The sequence below is a fragment of the Methylobacterium sp. J-043 genome, from assembly GCF_022829505.1.
In the GTDB taxonomy this organism is placed as follows: Bacteria; Pseudomonadota; Alphaproteobacteria; order Rhizobiales; family Beijerinckiaceae; genus Methylobacterium; species Methylobacterium extorquens_A.
Window position 1 is genome coordinate 78,818 of record NZ_JAKSYB010000042.1, and the last position, 16,311, is coordinate 95,128.

At 64.9% G+C, this 16,311-nt stretch carries 21 protein-coding genes; 16 read left to right on the forward strand and 5 right to left on the reverse strand.

The genetic code is table 11. The features are described from left to right. Nucleotides 1-285 precede the first annotated feature (285 nt). From rpsL to MKK50_RS09450, 16 genes are all read left to right on the forward strand, one after another. A complete protein-coding gene (gene rpsL / locus MKK50_RS09375; protein WP_004447775.1) occupies nt 286-657 on the forward strand; it encodes a 30S ribosomal protein S12 in 372 nt (123 codons plus the stop codon). A gap of 106 nt (nt 658-763) precedes the next feature. Continuing rightward, the gene (rpsG, locus tag MKK50_RS09380) at nt 764-1,234 is read left to right on the forward strand and encodes a 30S ribosomal protein S7 (protein WP_004447768.1); all 471 of its coding nucleotides are present in this window, start codon (nt 764-766) and stop codon (nt 1,232-1,234) included. Nucleotides 1,235-1,308: 74 nt separating this feature from the next. Beyond that, nucleotides 1,309-3,384, forward strand: coding sequence for an elongation factor G (fusA, locus tag MKK50_RS09385; RefSeq protein WP_253372773.1), 2,076 nt, complete (start codon nt 1,309-1,311; stop codon nt 3,382-3,384). 53 nt (nt 3,385-3,437) lie between these two features. Continuing rightward, nucleotides 3,438-4,628, forward strand: a complete 1,191-nt coding sequence (gene tuf / locus MKK50_RS09390) for an elongation factor Tu (RefSeq protein WP_012253644.1) — start codon at nt 3,438-3,440, stop codon at nt 4,626-4,628. A 79-nt stretch (nt 4,629-4,707) separates the two neighbouring features. Next, nucleotides 4,708-5,016: a 30S ribosomal protein S10 gene (gene rpsJ, locus MKK50_RS09395; protein ID WP_003597088.1), complete on the forward strand. Its 309-nt coding sequence runs from the start codon at nt 4,708-4,710 to the stop codon at nt 5,014-5,016. A gap of 50 nt (nt 5,017-5,066) precedes the next feature. Then, a complete protein-coding gene (gene rplC, locus MKK50_RS09400) occupies nt 5,067-5,807 on the forward strand; it encodes a 50S ribosomal protein L3 (protein WP_003597090.1) in 741 nt (246 codons plus the stop codon). Continuing rightward, nucleotides 5,807-6,427 (forward strand): 50S ribosomal protein L4, encoded by a 621-nt coding sequence (gene rplD, locus MKK50_RS09405; protein WP_253372769.1) that lies wholly within the window; start codon nt 5,807-5,809, stop codon nt 6,425-6,427. Before rplC ends, rplD begins: the two co-directional genes overlap by 1 nt. Beyond that, nucleotides 6,424-6,720, forward strand: a complete 297-nt coding sequence (locus MKK50_RS09410; RefSeq protein ID WP_003597094.1) for a 50S ribosomal protein L23 — start codon at nt 6,424-6,426, stop codon at nt 6,718-6,720. The genes rplD and MKK50_RS09410 overlap by 4 nt, the downstream gene beginning before the upstream one ends. Before the next feature lie 25 nt (nt 6,721-6,745). Beyond that, the gene (gene rplB / locus MKK50_RS09415; protein WP_012253645.1) at nt 6,746-7,582 is read left to right on the forward strand and encodes a 50S ribosomal protein L2; all 837 of its coding nucleotides are present in this window, start codon (nt 6,746-6,748) and stop codon (nt 7,580-7,582) included. 5 nt (nt 7,583-7,587) lie between these two features. Beyond that, nucleotides 7,588-7,866, forward strand: coding sequence for a 30S ribosomal protein S19 (rpsS, locus tag MKK50_RS09420; protein ID WP_003597098.1), 279 nt, complete (start codon nt 7,588-7,590; stop codon nt 7,864-7,866). A gap of 1 nt (nt 7,867) precedes the next feature. Continuing rightward, nucleotides 7,868-8,251: a 50S ribosomal protein L22 gene (gene rplV, locus MKK50_RS09425; protein WP_003597100.1), complete on the forward strand. Its 384-nt coding sequence runs from the start codon at nt 7,868-7,870 to the stop codon at nt 8,249-8,251. Nucleotides 8,252-8,262: 11 nt separating this feature from the next. Next, nucleotides 8,263-9,009: a 30S ribosomal protein S3 gene (rpsC, locus tag MKK50_RS09430; protein WP_003597102.1), complete on the forward strand. Its 747-nt coding sequence runs from the start codon at nt 8,263-8,265 to the stop codon at nt 9,007-9,009. 33 nt (nt 9,010-9,042) lie between these two features. Further along, the gene (gene rplP, locus MKK50_RS09435; RefSeq protein WP_003597105.1) at nt 9,043-9,456 is read left to right on the forward strand and encodes a 50S ribosomal protein L16; all 414 of its coding nucleotides are present in this window, start codon (nt 9,043-9,045) and stop codon (nt 9,454-9,456) included. 12 nt (nt 9,457-9,468) lie between these two features. Next, nucleotides 9,469-9,684, forward strand: coding sequence for a 50S ribosomal protein L29 (rpmC, locus tag MKK50_RS09440; protein WP_003597107.1), 216 nt, complete (start codon nt 9,469-9,471; stop codon nt 9,682-9,684). 11 nt (nt 9,685-9,695) lie between these two features. Beyond that, nucleotides 9,696-9,962 (forward strand): 30S ribosomal protein S17, encoded by a 267-nt coding sequence (gene rpsQ, locus MKK50_RS09445; RefSeq protein WP_003597108.1) that lies wholly within the window; start codon nt 9,696-9,698, stop codon nt 9,960-9,962. 662 nt (nt 9,963-10,624) lie between these two features. Further along, nucleotides 10,625-12,016: an AAA family ATPase gene (locus tag MKK50_RS09450; protein WP_499021862.1), complete on the forward strand. Its 1,392-nt coding sequence runs from the start codon at nt 10,625-10,627 to the stop codon at nt 12,014-12,016. Nucleotides 12,017-12,235: 219 nt separating this feature from the next. Here MKK50_RS09450 and MKK50_RS09455 read toward each other — a convergent pair whose 3' ends face one another. The 5 genes from MKK50_RS09455 to MKK50_RS09475 all read right to left on the reverse strand — a co-directional run bounded on the left by MKK50_RS09455 (nt 12,236) and on the right by MKK50_RS09475 (nt 16,307). Next, on the reverse strand, nt 12,236-12,694 hold the full coding sequence (locus MKK50_RS09455) for an NUDIX hydrolase (protein WP_253372765.1): 459 nt from the start codon (nt 12,692-12,694) through the stop codon (nt 12,236-12,238). Between the two features lie 246 nt (nt 12,695-12,940). Next, nucleotides 12,941-13,405, reverse strand: a complete 465-nt coding sequence (locus MKK50_RS09460) for a MarR family winged helix-turn-helix transcriptional regulator (RefSeq protein ID WP_499021863.1) — start codon at nt 13,403-13,405, stop codon at nt 12,941-12,943. A gap of 286 nt (nt 13,406-13,691) precedes the next feature. After that, the gene (gene rplQ / locus MKK50_RS09465; RefSeq protein WP_147018254.1) at nt 13,692-14,108 is read right to left on the reverse strand and encodes a 50S ribosomal protein L17; all 417 of its coding nucleotides are present in this window, start codon (nt 14,106-14,108) and stop codon (nt 13,692-13,694) included. A 199-nt stretch (nt 14,109-14,307) separates the two neighbouring features. Next, nucleotides 14,308-15,327 carry a DNA-directed RNA polymerase subunit alpha gene (locus tag MKK50_RS09470; RefSeq protein WP_003597114.1) on the reverse strand — a complete coding sequence of 340 codons (1,020 nt, stop codon included), beginning with the start codon at nt 15,325-15,327 and terminating at the stop codon, nt 14,308-14,310. A 98-nt stretch (nt 15,328-15,425) separates the two neighbouring features. Continuing rightward, complete coding sequence (locus MKK50_RS09475) at nt 15,426-16,307, reverse strand: MBL fold metallo-hydrolase (RefSeq protein WP_499021864.1); 882 nt, start codon at nt 16,305-16,307, stop codon at nt 15,426-15,428. Nucleotides 16,308-16,311 lie beyond the last annotated feature (4 nt).

The window sequence follows — 16,311 nt, forward strand, 5'->3', positions numbered from 1 at the left end:
CGCCACTCCGGTGGATCGAGAGTCGCTTTCGGGTCGAGGCCAGGGGCTTCGGCGACCGTCGTCAGACCGATACCGGCATCACACCCTGACGTTTTCGTCAGATCAGCGGGTAAGAACGCGTCGTTCACGGCGTGATCCTCTGCCTCACCATCGTCAAAGGCCTTGATCGGCCTCTGGCGCTATTCGTTTTGCCGCGGGCTTGCTCGCGGACCGACCGCTCCGCAAGGGGCTTCGACAGGTTTCAGACGGTGGCCGCCCTGTGCGGCCGGATGAAGAGGGCACAGGATGCCGACGATCAACCAGCTGATCGCCCAGCCGCGCAAGGCGCAGAAGGCGCGCAACAAGGTGCCGGCGCTCAACGCCTGCCCGCAGAAGCGCGGCGTCTGCACGCGCGTCTACACCACGACCCCGAAGAAGCCGAACTCGGCACTTCGTAAGGTCGCCAAAGTGCGCCTGACCAACGGCTTCGAGGTGATCGGTTACATCCCCGGCGAGGGCCACAACCTTCAGGAGCACTCCGTGGTCATGATCCGCGGCGGCCGCGTGAAGGACCTTCCGGGTGTGCGCTACCACATCCTGCGCGGCGTGCTCGACACGCAGGGCGTCAAGAACCGCAAGCAGCGCCGTTCGAAGTACGGTGCAAAGCGTCCGAAGTAAGAATCTCCGGGCGGCCATTTTCACGGCCTCGCAAGGATGTCGCCGGCGTTCACGCTCAAGGCGGCCTGCGCGAGGTGCTTAAGTCGATTGATCTGAGAGTAAACAGATGTCCCGTCGTCACTCTGCCGAGAAGCGCGAGATCATCCCGGACGCCAAGTACGGCGATGTCGTTCTGACCAAGTTCATGAATTCCATCATGTACGAGGGCAAGAAGTCGACCGCCGAGCGGATCGTCTACGGCGCGTTCGACATCGTCGAGAACCGCGCCCGCGCCAATCCGATCGAGGTGTTCCGCGCCGCGCTCGACAACGTTGCCCCGGCGATCGAGGTCCGGTCCCGCCGCGTCGGCGGCGCGACCTACCAGGTCCCGGTCGAGGTCCGCACCGAGCGCCGTCAGGCTCTCGCGATCCGCTGGCTGATCCAGGCCGCCCGCGGCCGCAACGACCGGACCATGATCGAGCGTCTCTCCGCCGAGCTGCTCGACGCCGCCAACAACCGCGGCAACGCCGTCAAGAAGCGCGAAGACACCCACCGGATGGCCGAGGCCAACCGCGCCTTCTCGCACTACCGCTGGTAATTCGCCGGTCCTGAGACCTTCGAGCGCGGCCAAGGGGCCGCGCTTCGTGCCCGCTTTCTCCCGGAGAGACCCCGATGCCCCGCACGCATGCGATCGAGGACTACCGCAACTTCGGCATCATGGCCCACATCGATGCCGGCAAGACCACGACGACCGAGCGGATCCTCTACTACACCGGAAAGTCCCATAAGATCGGCGAAGTCCATGAGGGCGCCGCCACGATGGACTGGATGGAGCAGGAGCAGGAGCGTGGCATCACGATCACCTCGGCTGCGACCACCTGCTTCTGGCGCGAGAAGCGCCTGAACATCATCGATACCCCCGGCCACGTCGATTTCACCATCGAAGTGGAGCGCTCGCTCCGCGTGCTCGACGGCGCCGTATGCGTGCTCGACGGCAACCAGGGCGTCGAGCCCCAGACCGAGACCGTGTGGCGTCAGGCCGACAAGTACGACGTTCCGCGCGTCGTGTTCGTCAACAAGATGGACAAGATCGGCGCCGACTTCTTTAAGTGCGTTGCCGACATCATCGGCCGCGTCGCCGGCAAGCCGGTCTGCCTGCAGCTGCCGATCGGTGCCGAGTCGAGCTTCAAGGGCGTGATCGACCTCATCAAGATGAAGGCGATCGTTTGGTCGGGTGAGGCGCTCGGCGCCAACTTCTCCGAGGAAGAGATTCCCGCCGATCTCGCCGATCAGGCGGTCGAGTACCGCACCAAGATGATCGAGGCCTGCGTCGAGCTCGACGACGACGCGATGACCGCCTACCTCGACGGCGTCGAGCCGGACGAGGAGACCCTGCGCCGGCTCGTGCGCAAGGCGGTGCAGCTTCGCGCCTTCCACCCGGTGCTGTGCGGCTCGGCCTTCAAGAACAAGGGCGTGCAGCCGCTCCTCGACGCCGTCGTCGATTACCTCCCGTCTCCCGCCGACCGCGGTGAGATCAAGGGTCTCGACTTCAAGACCGAGGAAGAGGTGGTTCGCCACCCGTCCGACACCGACCCCTTCTCCATGCTCGCCTTCAAGATCATGGACGATCCCCACGTCGGGACGATCACCTTCTGCCGCGTCTATTCCGGCAAGGTCGAGTCGGGCGCCAACGTCATCAACTCGTCGCGCGACAAGAAAGAGCGCGTCGGCCGCATGCTCCTGATGCACGCCAACAACCGTGAGGACGTCAAAGAGGCTTTCGCCGGCGACATCGTCGCCCTGGCCGGCCTCAAGGACACCCGCACCGGCGATACGCTGTGCGATCCGAAGGACGCGGTGATCCTCGAGAAGATGGAGTTCCCCGAGCCCGTCATCGAGATCGCCGTTGAGCCGAAGTCGAAGGCCGATCAGGAGAAGCTCGGCATCGCGCTCTCCAAGCTCGCCGCTGAGGATCCGTCCTTCCGCGTCTCGACCGACCAGGAATCCGGCCAGACCATCCTTCGCGGGATGGGCGAGCTGCACCTCGACATCAAGGTCGATATCCTGCGCCGTACCTATAAGGTCGACGCGAATATCGGTCAGCCGCAGGTGGCGTACCGCGAGAAGCTGACCCGCCGTCAGGAGATCGACTACACCCACAAGAAGCAGACCGGCGGCACCGGTCAGTTCGCCCGGGTGAAGTTCGTGGTCGAGCCGAACGAGCCGGGTGCCGGCTTCGCCTTCGAGTCGAAGATCGTTGGCGGCGCGGTGCCGAAGGAGTACATCCCCGGCGTCGAGAAGGGCCTCAACTCGGTCCTCGGCGCGGGCGTGCTCGCCGGCTTCCCGGTGGTCGACGTCAAGGTCGAGCTGATCGACGGCGCCTACCACGACGTCGACTCCTCGGCGCTGGCCTTCGAAATCGCCTCCCGCGCCGCCTTCCGCGAGGCGCTGCAGAAGGGCGGATCGGTTCTGCTCGAGCCGGTGATGAAGGTCGAGGTTGTTTCGCCGGAAGAGTATACCGGCTCGGTCATTGGCGATCTCAACTCCCGCCGCGGCCAGATCCAGGGCCAGGACATGCGCGGCAACGCCAACGTCATCAACGCGATGGTGCCGCTGGCCAACATGTTCGGCTACGTGAACCAGTTGCGCTCCTTCTCCCAGGGCCGCGCCAACTTCACGATGCAGTTCGACCATTACGAAGAAGTGCCGCGCGGCGAGGCCGACAAGGTCATTGCCAAGTACGCCTGACGCGAACGCGTCAAACTTCCTCGATCAACGACACTGACGATTAGGAGGCCCTGATGGGTAAGGAAAAGTTCTCCCGTACCAAGCCGCACTGCAACATCGGCACGATCGGGCACGTGGATCACGGCAAGACGTCGCTGACGGCGGCGATCACGAAGGTTTTGGCGGAGTCGGGCGGGGCGACCTTCACGGCCTACGACCAGATCGACAAGGCACCGGAAGAGAAGGCGCGCGGCATCACGATCTCGACCGCCCACGTCGAGTACGAGACGACCAACCGCCACTACGCGCACGTCGACTGCCCCGGCCACGCCGACTACGTGAAGAACATGATCACCGGTGCCGCCCAAATGGACGGCGCGATCCTGGTCGTGTCCGCCGCCGACGGCCCGATGCCGCAGACCCGCGAGCACATCCTGCTGGCCCGCCAGGTCGGCGTGCCGGCGCTGGTGGTGTTCCTCAACAAGGTCGACATGGTCGATGACGAGGAGCTCCTGGAGCTGGTCGAGCTGGAGGTGCGCGAGCTCCTCTCGAAGTACGACTTCCCCGGCGACGACATCCCGATCACCAAGGGCTCGGCCCTGATGGCGCTCGAGGACAAGGAGCCGAAGATCGGCAAGGAAGCCGTCCTGGCGCTGATGGCGACGGTGGACGAGTACATCCCGCAGCCGGAGCGTCCGATCGACATGCCGTTCCTGATGCCGATCGAGGACGTGTTCTCGATCTCGGGCCGCGGCACGGTGGTGACGGGACGCGTCGAGCGCGGCATCGTCAAGGTCGGCGAGTCGGTGGAGATCGTCGGCATCCGTCCGACGACGACGACGACGGTGACCGGCGTCGAGATGTTCCGCAAGCTGCTCGACCAGGGCCAGGCGGGCGACAACGTCGGCGTGCTGCTGCGCGGCACGAAGCGCGAGGACGTGGAGCGCGGCCAGGTCGTGTGCAAGCCGGGTTCGGTGAAGCCGCACTCGAAGTTCAAGGCCGAGGCCTACATCCTGACGAAGGAGGAGGGCGGGCGCCACACGCCGTTCTTCACCAACTACCGCCCGCAGTTCTACTTCCGCACGACGGACGTGACCGGCGTGTGCACGCTGCCCGAGGGCACCGAGATGGTGATGCCGGGCGACAACGTGACCATGGACGTGGTGCTGATCGTGCCGGTGGCCATGGAAGAGAAGCTGCGCTTCGCCATCCGCGAGGGTGGCCGCACCGTCGGTGCCGGCGTCGTCGCCGCCATCAACGACTAACCGCAAGCATCATCGACAGGGGACGTAAGAGGGGCGGGCCCTCGCGCCCGCTCCTCAACGTTTCCGCCGAGGTCAGGTCATGAACGGTCAGAACATCCGCATTCGCCTTAAGGCGTTCGATCACCGCATCCTCGATGCGTCCACCAAGGAAATCGTCTCGACCGCGCGCCGCACCGGCGCGCAGATCCGAGGCCCGATCCCGCTGCCGACCCATATCGAGAAGTTCACGGTGAACCGTTCGCCGCACATCGATAAGAAGTCGCGCGAGCAGTTCGAGATGCGCACGCACAAGCGGGTGCTCGATATCGTCGACCCGACGCCTCAGACCGTGGACGCGCTGATGAAGCTCGACCTCGCCGCTGGCGTGGACGTGGAGATCAAGCTCTAAGTCCGCGTCGGATTTAGAGCTTACCGTTTCATCGCGCGAGGGAGAGACCTATGCGCTCAGGCGTCATCGCACGGAAGGTCGGCATGACCCGCGTCTTTACGGACGCTGGCGAGCATGTGCCCGTCACTGTGCTCCAGATTGATCAGTGCCAAGTCGTGGCACACCGCACGACCGAGAAGGATGGCTACGTCGCCCTCCAGGTCGGCGTCGGCAAGGCCAAGGTAAAGAACGTGTCGCAGGCCGAGCGTGGCCGCTTCGCGGTCGCCAAGGTCGAGCCCAAGAAGAAGCTCGCCGAGTTCCGCGTGTCCGAGGACGCGCTGATCCCGGTCGGTGCCGAGATCACCGCCGATCACTTCATCCCGGGCCAGTTCGTCGACGTGACGGGCACCAGCACGGGTAAGGGTTTTGCCGGCGGCATGAAGCGCTGGAACTTCGGCGGTCTGCGCGCCACCCACGGCGTGTCGATCTCCCACCGTTCGATCGGTTCGACCGGTGGCCGTCAGGATCCGGGCAAGACCTTCAAGAACAAGAAGATGCCGGGTCATCTGGGCGTCGAGCGCGTGACCACGCAGAACCTCAAGGTCGTCCGCACCGATCCGGAGCGCGGCCTGATCCTCGTCGAAGGCGCCGTCCCCGGTGTCGCCGGCGGCTGGATCCAGGTTCGCGACTCGGTCAAGCGCAAGCTGCCGGCCGATGTGCCGCTGCCGGGCAAGTTCCGTGAGAACGGTTCTGCCGGCGCGTCCCAGGTCGAGGCGGCCCCCGAGGCTCCGGCGTCCGAGGAGAACGCGTGATGAAACTCGATATCACCACGCTCGACGGCGGCTCCGCCGGCTCGGTCGAGCTCAACGAGGCGATCTTCGGCCTCGAGCCGCGCGCCGACATCCTGCAGCGGATGGTGCGCTACCAGCTCGCCAAGCGGCGCGCCGGTACCCACGCCGTCAAGAACCGCTCGGACGTCGATCGCACGACCAAGAAGCTGTACAAGCAGAAGGGCACCGGCAACGCCCGTCACGGCGCTGCCTCCGCTCCGCAGTTCCGCGGCGGCGGCCGGGCCTTCGGTCCGGTGGTGCGCGACCACAGCCACGACCTTCCCAAGAAAGTCCGGGCGCTGGCGCTCAAGCACGCCCTCTCGGCCAAGGCCAAGGCCTCGACCCTGATCGTCGTCGACGACATCAAGGTCGACAACCACAAGACCAAGGCCATGATCGAGCGCTTCGAGAAGCTCGGTCTGTCGAGCGCGCTGATCATTGGCGGCGCTGAAGTGGACGAGAACTTCGGCCGCGCCGCCCGCGCCATTCCGAAGATCGATGTGCTGCCCGTCCAGGGCATCAACGTCTACGACATCCTGCGCCGCGACACGCTCGTGCTGACGCGCGCCGCCGTCGATGCGCTGGAGGAGCGTTTCAAATGAGTGCCGATCCGCGCCACTACGACATCATCGTCTCCCCCGTGATCACGGAGAAGGCGACGAACCTCACTGAGCAGAACAAGGTCGTCTTCCGGGTTGCCCCGAAGGCCACCAAGCCGCAGATCAAGGAAGCGGTCGAGCGTCTGTTCGACGTCAAGGTCACGGGCGTGAACACGCTCACGACCAAGGGCAAGAAGAAGTTCTTCCGCGGGCAGCGCGGGCAGCGTTCGGACGTGAAGAAGGCGATCGTGACCCTCGCCGAGGGTGATACGATCGACGTCACGACCGGCCTCTGAGACTTGAAGCGTTAGGATCAAGCCGATGGCCTTGAAGACATTCAAACCGGTCACGCCGAGCCTGCGCCAGCTCGTGCTCGTCGATCGCCGTGAGCTCTACAAGGGCAAGCCGGTGAAGGCGCTGACCGAGGGCAAAAGCTCCTCGGGCGGCCGCAACAACCTGGGCCGCATCACCGTCCGTTTCCGCGGCGGTGGCCACAAGCGGGTCCTGCGCAACGTCGACTTCAAGCGTCGCGAGAACCTCAACGTTCCCGCGACGGTGGAGCGGATCGAGTACGATCCGAACCGGACGGCGTTCATCGCGCTCATCACCTTCCCCGATGGGAAGCAGAGCTACATCCTCGCCCCCCAGCGCCTGTCGCCGGGTGACAAGGTGATCGCCGGTGAGAGCGTCGACGTGAAGCCGGGCAATGCGGCGCCGATCGGCTCCATGCCGGTGGGCACCATCGTCCACAACGTCGAGCTGAAGATCGGCAAGGGCGGCGCGATCGCCCGCTCCGCCGGCAACTACGCTCAGATCGTCGGACGCGACCAGGGCTACGTGACGCTGCGCCTGAACTCAGGCGAGCAGCGCCTCGTGCACGGTCAGTGCTTCGCGACCGTGGGTGCGGTGTCGAACCCGGACCATATGAACATCTCGCTGGGCAAGGCCGGCCGTAACCGCTGGCTCGGCAAGCGCCCGCACGTTCGCGGCGTCGCCATGAACCCGGTGGATCACCCGCACGGCGGCGGCGAGGGTCGTACCTCGGGCGGCCGGAACCCGGTCACGCCCTGGGGCGTGCCCACCAAGGGGAAGAAGACTCGGTCCAACAAGCGGACCGACACCTTCATCCTGTCCAGCCGCCATAACCGCAAGAAGTAACAGCCATGGCACGTTCCCTCTGGAAAGGGCCGTTCGTCGACGGCTACCTCCTCAAGAAGGCCGACGCCGCCCGCGGCGGCAGCCGCAACGAGGTCGTCAAGATCTGGAGCCGTCGCTCCACGATCCTTCCGCAGTTCGTGGGCATCACCTTCGGTGTGCACAACGGACACAAGCATATCCCGGTCTACGTCACCGAGGAGATGGTCGGTCACAAGTTCGGCGAGTTCTCGCCGACCCGCACCTTCCCCGGTCACGCGGCCGACAAGAAGGCAAAGAGGCGCTGAGATGGGCAAGCCTGCCACCCCCCGCGCGCTCCCCGAGAACGAGGCGAAGGCCGTCGCGCGGATGCTCCGCGTGTCGCCCCAGAAGCTCAACCTCGTGGCGGCGCTGATCCGCGGCAAGAAGGTCGATACGGCCCTTGCCGATCTCGAATTCTCCCGCAAGCGCATCGCCCGCGATGTGAAGAAGTGCCTGGAGAGCGCGATCGCCAACGCCGAGAACAACCACGATCTCGACGTGGACGATCTCGTCGTCTCCCAGGCCTTCGTCGGCAAGGCGCTGGTGCTCAAGCGCTTCCACGCCCGTGCCCGCGGTCGCGGCGCGCGCATCCTGAAGCCCTTTGCGAACCTCACGATCGTGGTTCGCGAAGTGCGCGCTGAAGCGGCCTGAGGAGTTTACCGATGGGTCAGAAGATCAATCCGATCGGCCTGCGTCTCGGCATCAACCGGACCTGGGATTCCCGCTGGTTCGCCGAGAAGGGCGAGTATGCCAAGCTGATGCATGAGGACGTGGCCATCCGCGCCGCCCTCATGAAGCAGCTCAAGCAGGCCGCCGTCTCGAAGATCGTCATCGAGCGTCCGCACCGGAAGTGCCGCGTCACCATCCACTCGGGCCGTCCGGGCGTGGTGATCGGTAAGAAGGGCGCGGACATCGAGAAGCTGCGCAAACTCGTCGGCACGATGACCAAGGCCGACGTGACCATCAACATCGTCGAGGTGCGCAAGCCCGAGATCGACGCGACGCTTGTCGCCGAGTCGATCGCGCAGCAGCTCGAGCGCCGTGTCGCCTTCCGTCGTGCCATGAAGCGCGCCGTGCAGTCGGCCATGCGTCTGGGCGCCGAAGGCATCCGCATCAACTGCGCCGGCCGTCTCGGCGGCGCGGAGATCGCCCGCACCGAGTGGTACCGCGAGGGCCGCGTGCCCCTGCATACGCTTCGTGCGGACGTCGATTACGGCACCGCCACTGCCTTCACGACCTACGGGACGTGCGGCATCAAGGTGTGGGTGTTCAAGGGCGAGATCCTCGAGCACGACCCGATGGCGCAGGACAAGAAGGCCCAGGAAGAGGGTGGCCGTTCCGGCGGGCGCCGCGAGCGTGACGGTGACGACCGGGGTGGCCGCGGCCGCCGCGAGCCGTCGCACGCCTGACGCTCGATCAAGCAGAAATCTTGAGAGGCTGCCATGCTGCAACCCAAGAAGACCAAATTTCGTAAGCAGTTCAAGGGTCGCATCAGTGGCGCGGCCAAGGGCGGCTTCGAGCTGAACTTCGGCCAGTTCGGCCTCAAGTGCCTGGAGCCCGAGCGCATCACCGCGCGGCAGATCGAGGCGGCCCGCCGCGCGATCACCCGCGAGATGAAGCGTCAGGGCCGGGTGTGGATCCGGGTGTTCCCGGATCTGCCCGTCACCGCCAAGCCCACCGAGGTCCGCATGGGCTCCGGTAAGGGTGCCCCCGAATACTGGGCGGCCCGGGTCCATCCCGGCCGCATCATGTTCGAGGTGGATGGCGTTGCCGAGGACATCGCCCGCGAGGCCCTGCGCCTCGGAGCCGCGAAGCTGCCGGTGCGCACCCGCGTCATCCAGCGCATCGCTGATTGATAGGAAGAGATCATGAAGTCCGACCAGAGACTGTCTGATCTGCGCGCTCTGTCGGCGGATCAGCTTTCCGACGAGCTCATCAGCCTGAAGAAGGAGCAGTTCAATCTGCGCTTCCAGGGCGCGACGGGCCAACTTGAGAACGTCGCCCGGGTCCGTGAGGTCCGCCGCGACATCGCCCGTGTCCGCACGCTGCAGCGTCAGAAGACGCTGGACGCGGCCAAGGCCTGAGGAGATTCCACATGCCCAAGCGCGTCCTTCAAGGCGTCGTCGTCAGCGACAAGACCGATAAGACCATCGTCGTGAAGGTGGAGCGTCGCTTCACCCACCCGGTGATGAAGAAGACGGTTCGCCGTTCGAAGAACTACCATGCGCACGACGAGGCCAATGCGGCCAAGATCGGCCAGACGGTGTTCATCGAGGAGTCCCGTCCCTATTCCAAGACCAAGACTTGGAAGCTGGTCGAGGACCAGGCTGCGGCGGCCGAAGCGGCCGGCACGGCGGCTTAAAAGCCTCTTCCATAAGAGTGACGGTGCGGGCGTGGAGCGAGAGCTCCGCGCCCGTTTTCGTTCATCCGCTTGAAATAGGAAACCGGTTCTGAATGTCCGCGGTTGCTTCCCCGGCGACGATGGTCAGGGCCCGCGCTGGTCGGCTTCTCGTTCTTGGTGAGGCTGAAACCCTGATCCGAAGGCCATACCGCAACGGTAGCCGTATGCTTGTGGCTTGGGCGGAACCGTTCCGACGGGGCGCCGTGCTCTCAACGCCGGCACAGTTTTTCGCGGTGTGACCCGCCGAACGTCGCTGATCGTCTTGGGCCAGAGCTCGGCCGAGCGCGAAGCTGTGAGGCGCCATTCGCGCAGACGGCCGAGGTCTCGAGCACCCAAGGAGGTGCTTCACTGCGGGGAGGTGGCGCGAAGGCCTTGAAACATGTGACGGCCCTCATCCGAACGATAGAACAATACATTTCGGCGTATCGAAGTATCGCCCAAGATCTTGAAATAATGCACGAGTGCGCCATTTAAATCCGAACTTCAAGGGGTTCGGTGTGTTGATAATCTGCGTTAAAAATGATCGAATTTATAAGATAATTTCGTGTTGTTTATCGTCGTTCGATCGACAATCTCTCCGAGGGGTCCTGCGAGGATGCAGCGGCTTCTGAAGGAGCGCAGGAATGTCAGGCAACTTCGACCAAGCCTGGGAAGCCCTCGTCGCACATTTCGGCGCCGAGCAGATCAACGGCATTACGAGTTCACGCCGGCAGTTCGGCGACCATCTTTTGCCGGATGTCCAAATCGCGATCACGGCGCAACTTACCCCCCATAAGCCGAGGCTGTTCGGGGTCCACCAATTTCACGAGCACATCGCTCTCACGATTTCCGGCCTTCTCGTTCGGAGCGGCGAGTATCGGATCTCGATTACGCCGCTCCAGTATCAAGACGTGGATGTGGGGGAAGATGATCCGTTCGCGGCTCTGAATAACGGCCTTTGGCTTTTTCAGGTAAAAGGCCGCCCCATCGCGATCCTCCTCTCCAGTTACATCGATTACTCTGTGAGATCGAAATTTTCACAGGTCGAGATCGCCACGATGCCGGATCCGGCATCGCTACAATTCGCAGCCAGTTTCCTCGCGGAGATCCAGGCGGCGGGAGCACGGTCAACGCTTTACCGCGGCAAGGTTCTCTCGTTCGAAGCCGCCACCGACAGTTCCGGCATGCGCGCACCGATGCAGGTTCACAGATTGCCCCGCATCCCGCGTGAGGCGGTCATCCTTGACGCGGATGCGATGAAACGCCTCGACCGGCACGTCTTCGAGTTTGACCGGCACAGGGAGGATTTGAAACGGCTGGGCCAATCCACCCGTAAGGGCATCCTCCTCTACGGTCCGCCGGGTACCGGCAAGACCCACATCATCCGCTACATCGCTTCGAACCTGCCGACACGAACGGCGATCTTGATTACGGCCGAGCAGATCAAGATGCTCGGCCGCTACATGTTGCTCGCCCGGACGCTCCAGCCCAGCATTGTCGTGCTCGAGGATGTCGATTTGGTCGGCCGCTCCCGCGAGAGCATGAACAGCCCCAACACAGAGGTGCTCCTTAACCGTCTTCTCAACGAAATGGATGGCCTTCGCGACGACGCCGATGTGCTGTTCATTCTCACCACCAATCGGCCCGAGGAGATCGAGGAGGCTCTGGCCTCACGCCCGGGTCGCGTGGACGAGGCGATCGAGATCGGGAGCCCGGACGCGGCCTGCCGCACGCGGCTTGTCAGCCTCTACGGAAAGGCTCTCGATTTCGAGGATGGGGCGATCAATGCCATCGTCACCCGGTCGGAAGGAGCGAGCGCCGCTTTTATGAAGGAGATGGTCCGCCGCCTCGCGCAAGCCGCGATCACCGCCGGGTCGGGCAACCGAATTACGGTGGCGACCGCCGAATCCGTCCTCGGCGAGGCCGTTAGCAGCCGCAGCCGCATCGGTCGCCGAATCGTCGGCTTGGTGTCTGGCGCTTCGGAGCGTGCAGGAAAGCAGGCGCCACCCTTCGACAGCTGTGGTGATGATCTCTAGAAGCACCTTCGGCTGACGAGGGCCGGTACAGCTCCGACCGATGCCGGATGAAGCAACGACAGCTCGGCGCTCGCCTGTCGGCCGCTGACGTGAGTCGACGAACAGAAGACGGGAATGGTGCGGTCGGCATCGATGGCGCCGTTCCACCAACGTCTGGACGCGGCGTGAAAGGCTGTCGCTCGCATAGAACTCAAGCCATTCCCCTCCGCCGGCCTGCGCTCAGCCCTTCCGCTTCGGATCGCGGTTTCCGGCGGCGCGGATGAGACCGGCGAGGCCGGCCTCGATCACCATGTCGGCGGCCTCGGAGGGCGTGAACCAGCGGGCTTCACGCTGGCCGCGTTCGGGAAACTTCTTGAGCTGCTTGCGCACCTCCAGAGGAAACACCTTCACTTGGCAGAGAACCGCGTCACGGTTCTTGAGGCGCTTCTCGTAGAGATAGAAGCCGATCGGCCGCTTGCCGACGCGTCCGACGATACCGGCCTCCTCATAGGCCTCCTGCGCCGCCGCCTCGAAGGGCTTGCGCCCCTTCATCGGCCAGCCCTTCGGGATGATCCAGCGGCGGGTCTCGCGCGAGGTGACGAGCAGAATCTCCGTGCCACCTTCCGGTGTCCGGCGCATCGGCAGCACGCCGACCTGGGGCCGCGCTTCGCGGCTGCTCTCGATCGGGCCGGCCGTCATTCTGCTGAAACGCCCTGCGGCCCGCACGGTTCGCGCGCAGCGTCTGCCGCCAAGCCTGTTCCGAGCGGGAGCAGACAAGGGCAAACTTGCTTGAAGGATTGATGACGGGAAGGCACGTCGCTGCGATCGAAGCTGCCGTCGCATCCAGGTGATGAGCGACAGGGGGTCACTAGCGGAATCGTGGGGCGCGACTCAATCGAAATTTATCCGGCAAAAGGAAGTGAGACAGACCCGTGCGAGGGCGGATCAGCTCGCCGTCGAGAGGTTCTCGATGAGCGCATTCAAGTCGGCCCGCATCGCCTGAATTTCCGGCTCCGACATGTTGAGCTGGCACATCACGGACTGTCGCACGGCGATCGCCTCCGAGCGGAGGGCCCGGCCCTGATCGGTGAGGGCGATCTCGACCTCGCGCTCGTCGGACTGACGGCGGCTCCGGTTCAGCAGTCCACTCGTCTCCAGGCGCTTGAGCACCGGTGTCAGTGTGCCGGAATCGAGGCGCAGGCGACGTCCGATCTCGGAGACGGTGATGCCGTCGTTCTCCCAAAGCACGAGGAGCACGAGATATTGCGGGTAGGTCAGCCCCATCCGTTCCAGCATCGGCCGATAGGATTTCGTCATCCGGTGGGCCGCGGCGTAGAGCGCGTAGCAGAGCTGATTGTCCAGCAGCAGCGGATCCCTCAGTACCTCTGCGCTCTCATTGGGAGCATTCACGGTTCACATCCTGCCGTTCGACAACGCCTTCCAGCCTGCCGCACCGGGGAAGGGGCGCCAACCTGCCGGTGATCCTCGTCCCTGCCGCGCTGCCCGACGATAGCGGATGCAACCCGGCAAGGCACATGCACAATTGTCCCAGTTCCGTCCTCCCGGCGCTTTCTCCACCGCCGGTTCGGACACCCGTTCTTATCTCTCTTGGTCGAACACGCAAAAAGGCGGCCGTAGGGCCGCCTTTCGCACCGATCATTGTGTCACACGTTCCCCCGCAGAGCGGGAGCCGAACTCAGGCGGCGTCGGCAGTCTCGACCGAAGTCGGGCCGGAATCCTTGCCGCGAGCGTCGACGTCACGATCCACGAACTCGATGACAGCCATCGGCGCGTTGTCGCCGTAGCGGAAGCCGGCTTTCATGATGCGGCAGTAGCCGCCCGGACGCGACTGGTAGCGCGGGCCGAGCACCGAGAAGAGCTTCTTGACCATGTCCGCGTCGCGGATCTGGGCCATGGCAAGGCGGCGGGCGTGGATGCTGTCGGTGCGGCCGAGCGAGATCAGCTTCTCGATAACCGGACGCAGATCCTTGGCCTTCGGCAGAGTGGTGACGATCTGCTCGTGCTTGATCAGCGCGGCGGACATGTTGGCGAACATCGCCTTACGATGCTCGGTGGTGCGATTGAAGCGGCGACCGCGATAGCCGTGACGCATGGTGGCTGGTCCTTCTCAGTCACGGCCGCCGTGCCACGGTACGGCCGAGTGCCCTAGGGCTGTTTTCAGAAAATCCGCGTAACCCTGCGGCGGGATTCTTTCGGGAGTGTCCGCCCCGGCTTTGCTGGGGCGGGAGGTCGAGGCGGCCCAACAAGCGGCGCCGTGAAGCGCCGCCCAGTTCGGCCCGAGCGGCCTCGCCTCAGTAGTGCTCTTCGAAGCGCTTGGCGAGATCCTCGATGTTCTCCGGCGGCCAACCGGGAACGTCCATGCCGAGGTGCAGGCCCATGCCGGCCAGCACTTCCTTGATCTCGTTGAGGGACTTGCGGCCGAAGTTCGGGGTGCGCAGCATCTCGCCCTCCGACTTCTGGATCAGGTCGCCGATGTAGACAATGTTGTCGTTCTTCAGGCAGTTCGCCGAACGGACCGACAGCTCGAGCTCGTCGACCTTCTTGAGCAGCGCCGGGTTGAAGGGGAGCTGCGGCGCGAGCGGCGCGGCCTCTTCCTTCCGGGGCTCCTCGAAGTTCACGAAGACCTGGAGCTGGTCCTGGATGATGCGGGCGGCGTAGGCCAGCGCATCCTCCGGCGACACGGCACCGTTGGTCTCGAGCGTCATCGTCAGCTTGTCCTTGTCGAGATCCTGCCCCTCGCGGGTGGTCTCGACGCGGTAGCTGACCTTGGTCACCGGCGAGTAGAGCGCATCGACCGGGATCAGGCCGATCGGCGCATCCTCGGGGCGATTGCGCTCGGCCGGGACGTAGCCCTTGCCGGTAGCGACCGTGAACTCCATGCGGATCTCGGCCCCGTCGTCCAGGGTGCAGATCACGAGGTCGGGGTTCAGAATCTGGATATCGCCGACGGCGCCGATATCACCCGCGGTGACGAGGCCGGGGCCCGTCTTGCGCAGGGTCATGCGCTTGGGCTGATCCGTCTGCGAGCGGATGGCGATGGTCTTGATGTTGAGGACGATGTCGGTCACGTCCTCACGCACGCCGGGGATCGACGAGAACTCATGCAGCACGCCGTCGATCTGGACGGAGGTGACCGCAGCGCCCTGAAGCGAGGAGAGCAGCACGCGGCGCAGGCTGTTGCCGAGCGTCGTGCCGAAGCCACGCTCGAGCGGCTCGGCCACGACGGTGGCGACCCGCTTGGGATCGTCGCCGGCCGTCACCTGCAGCTTGTTCGGCTTGATGAGCTCTTGCCAGTTCTTCTGAATGACCACGGTCCTACCTCTTGCCAAACCCGCGCCGCCGGCGTCCCGGAAAGCGCTACGGCCGGCCCTGGATTGCTCTGGGAGCATCCGGACCGGTCCCAAAAAATTCAGGGCTTCTCGCCCGCCACCCAAAGGGCGGGAACGAAGCTGTAGCCCGCGCCATCGCGGGCAACGTATCCCAGCGCCGGAAACTCGAGATGCGAGCCGGCGATGAGGGTTCTCTCCGTCGCCACCTCGTCGAGCACACGCTTGCGGGTCGCCCGGGCCTGATCCCCGTCCACATCGAAGGCGACGCCCGCCTCCGGCTGCTTGAACTGGATCGCCGGCATATGCACCACGTCGGTCCACATCAGCAGGGACTTGTCCCCTGATACGATCCGCATGCCGCAATGGCCGGGCGTATGACCGGGCAGGGGAACGGCGGTGATGCCGGACACCAGCTCGCCGCCCTCGTGCTTGCGCAGCCGGGCACCGTAGGGTGCCACCGCCTTGCGGGCGTTCTCGAAATACGGCTTCGCCTCGTCCGGCGCCCGCGACAGTGCCGCATCGGGAAGCCAGTGCGCGGCTTCCGCTGCATGGACGACGAGTTCCGCGTTCGGGTAGGCCGCGCTGCCATCCTCCTTCACCAGCCCGCCCGCATGGTCAGGATGGAGATGGGTCAGAAGCACGGTCTCGATCTCCTCCGGCGCGACGCCGGCGAGCGCGAGGGCGGCGGGCACCCGGCCCATGGTCTCGGGGCCGAAATGGCCATACCCGGAATCGATCAGCACCGGCTTGCGGCCGGCACCGGTGACGAGGAACGCGTTCAGCGTGACGATCGGAGCCTCGGGGCGGAAGCCGGCGCGCTGGAGCGCGCCAGCCTCGTCCTGCGGAATGCCCGTGACAAGATCGAGGGAGCCTTGAAACCAGCCGTCGTTGAGCGCGGTGACCGTGAGGTCGCCGAGGTTCCAACGCAGCGCGCCGGGTAGAGGCTTCGATCCGTCCGCCATGGGC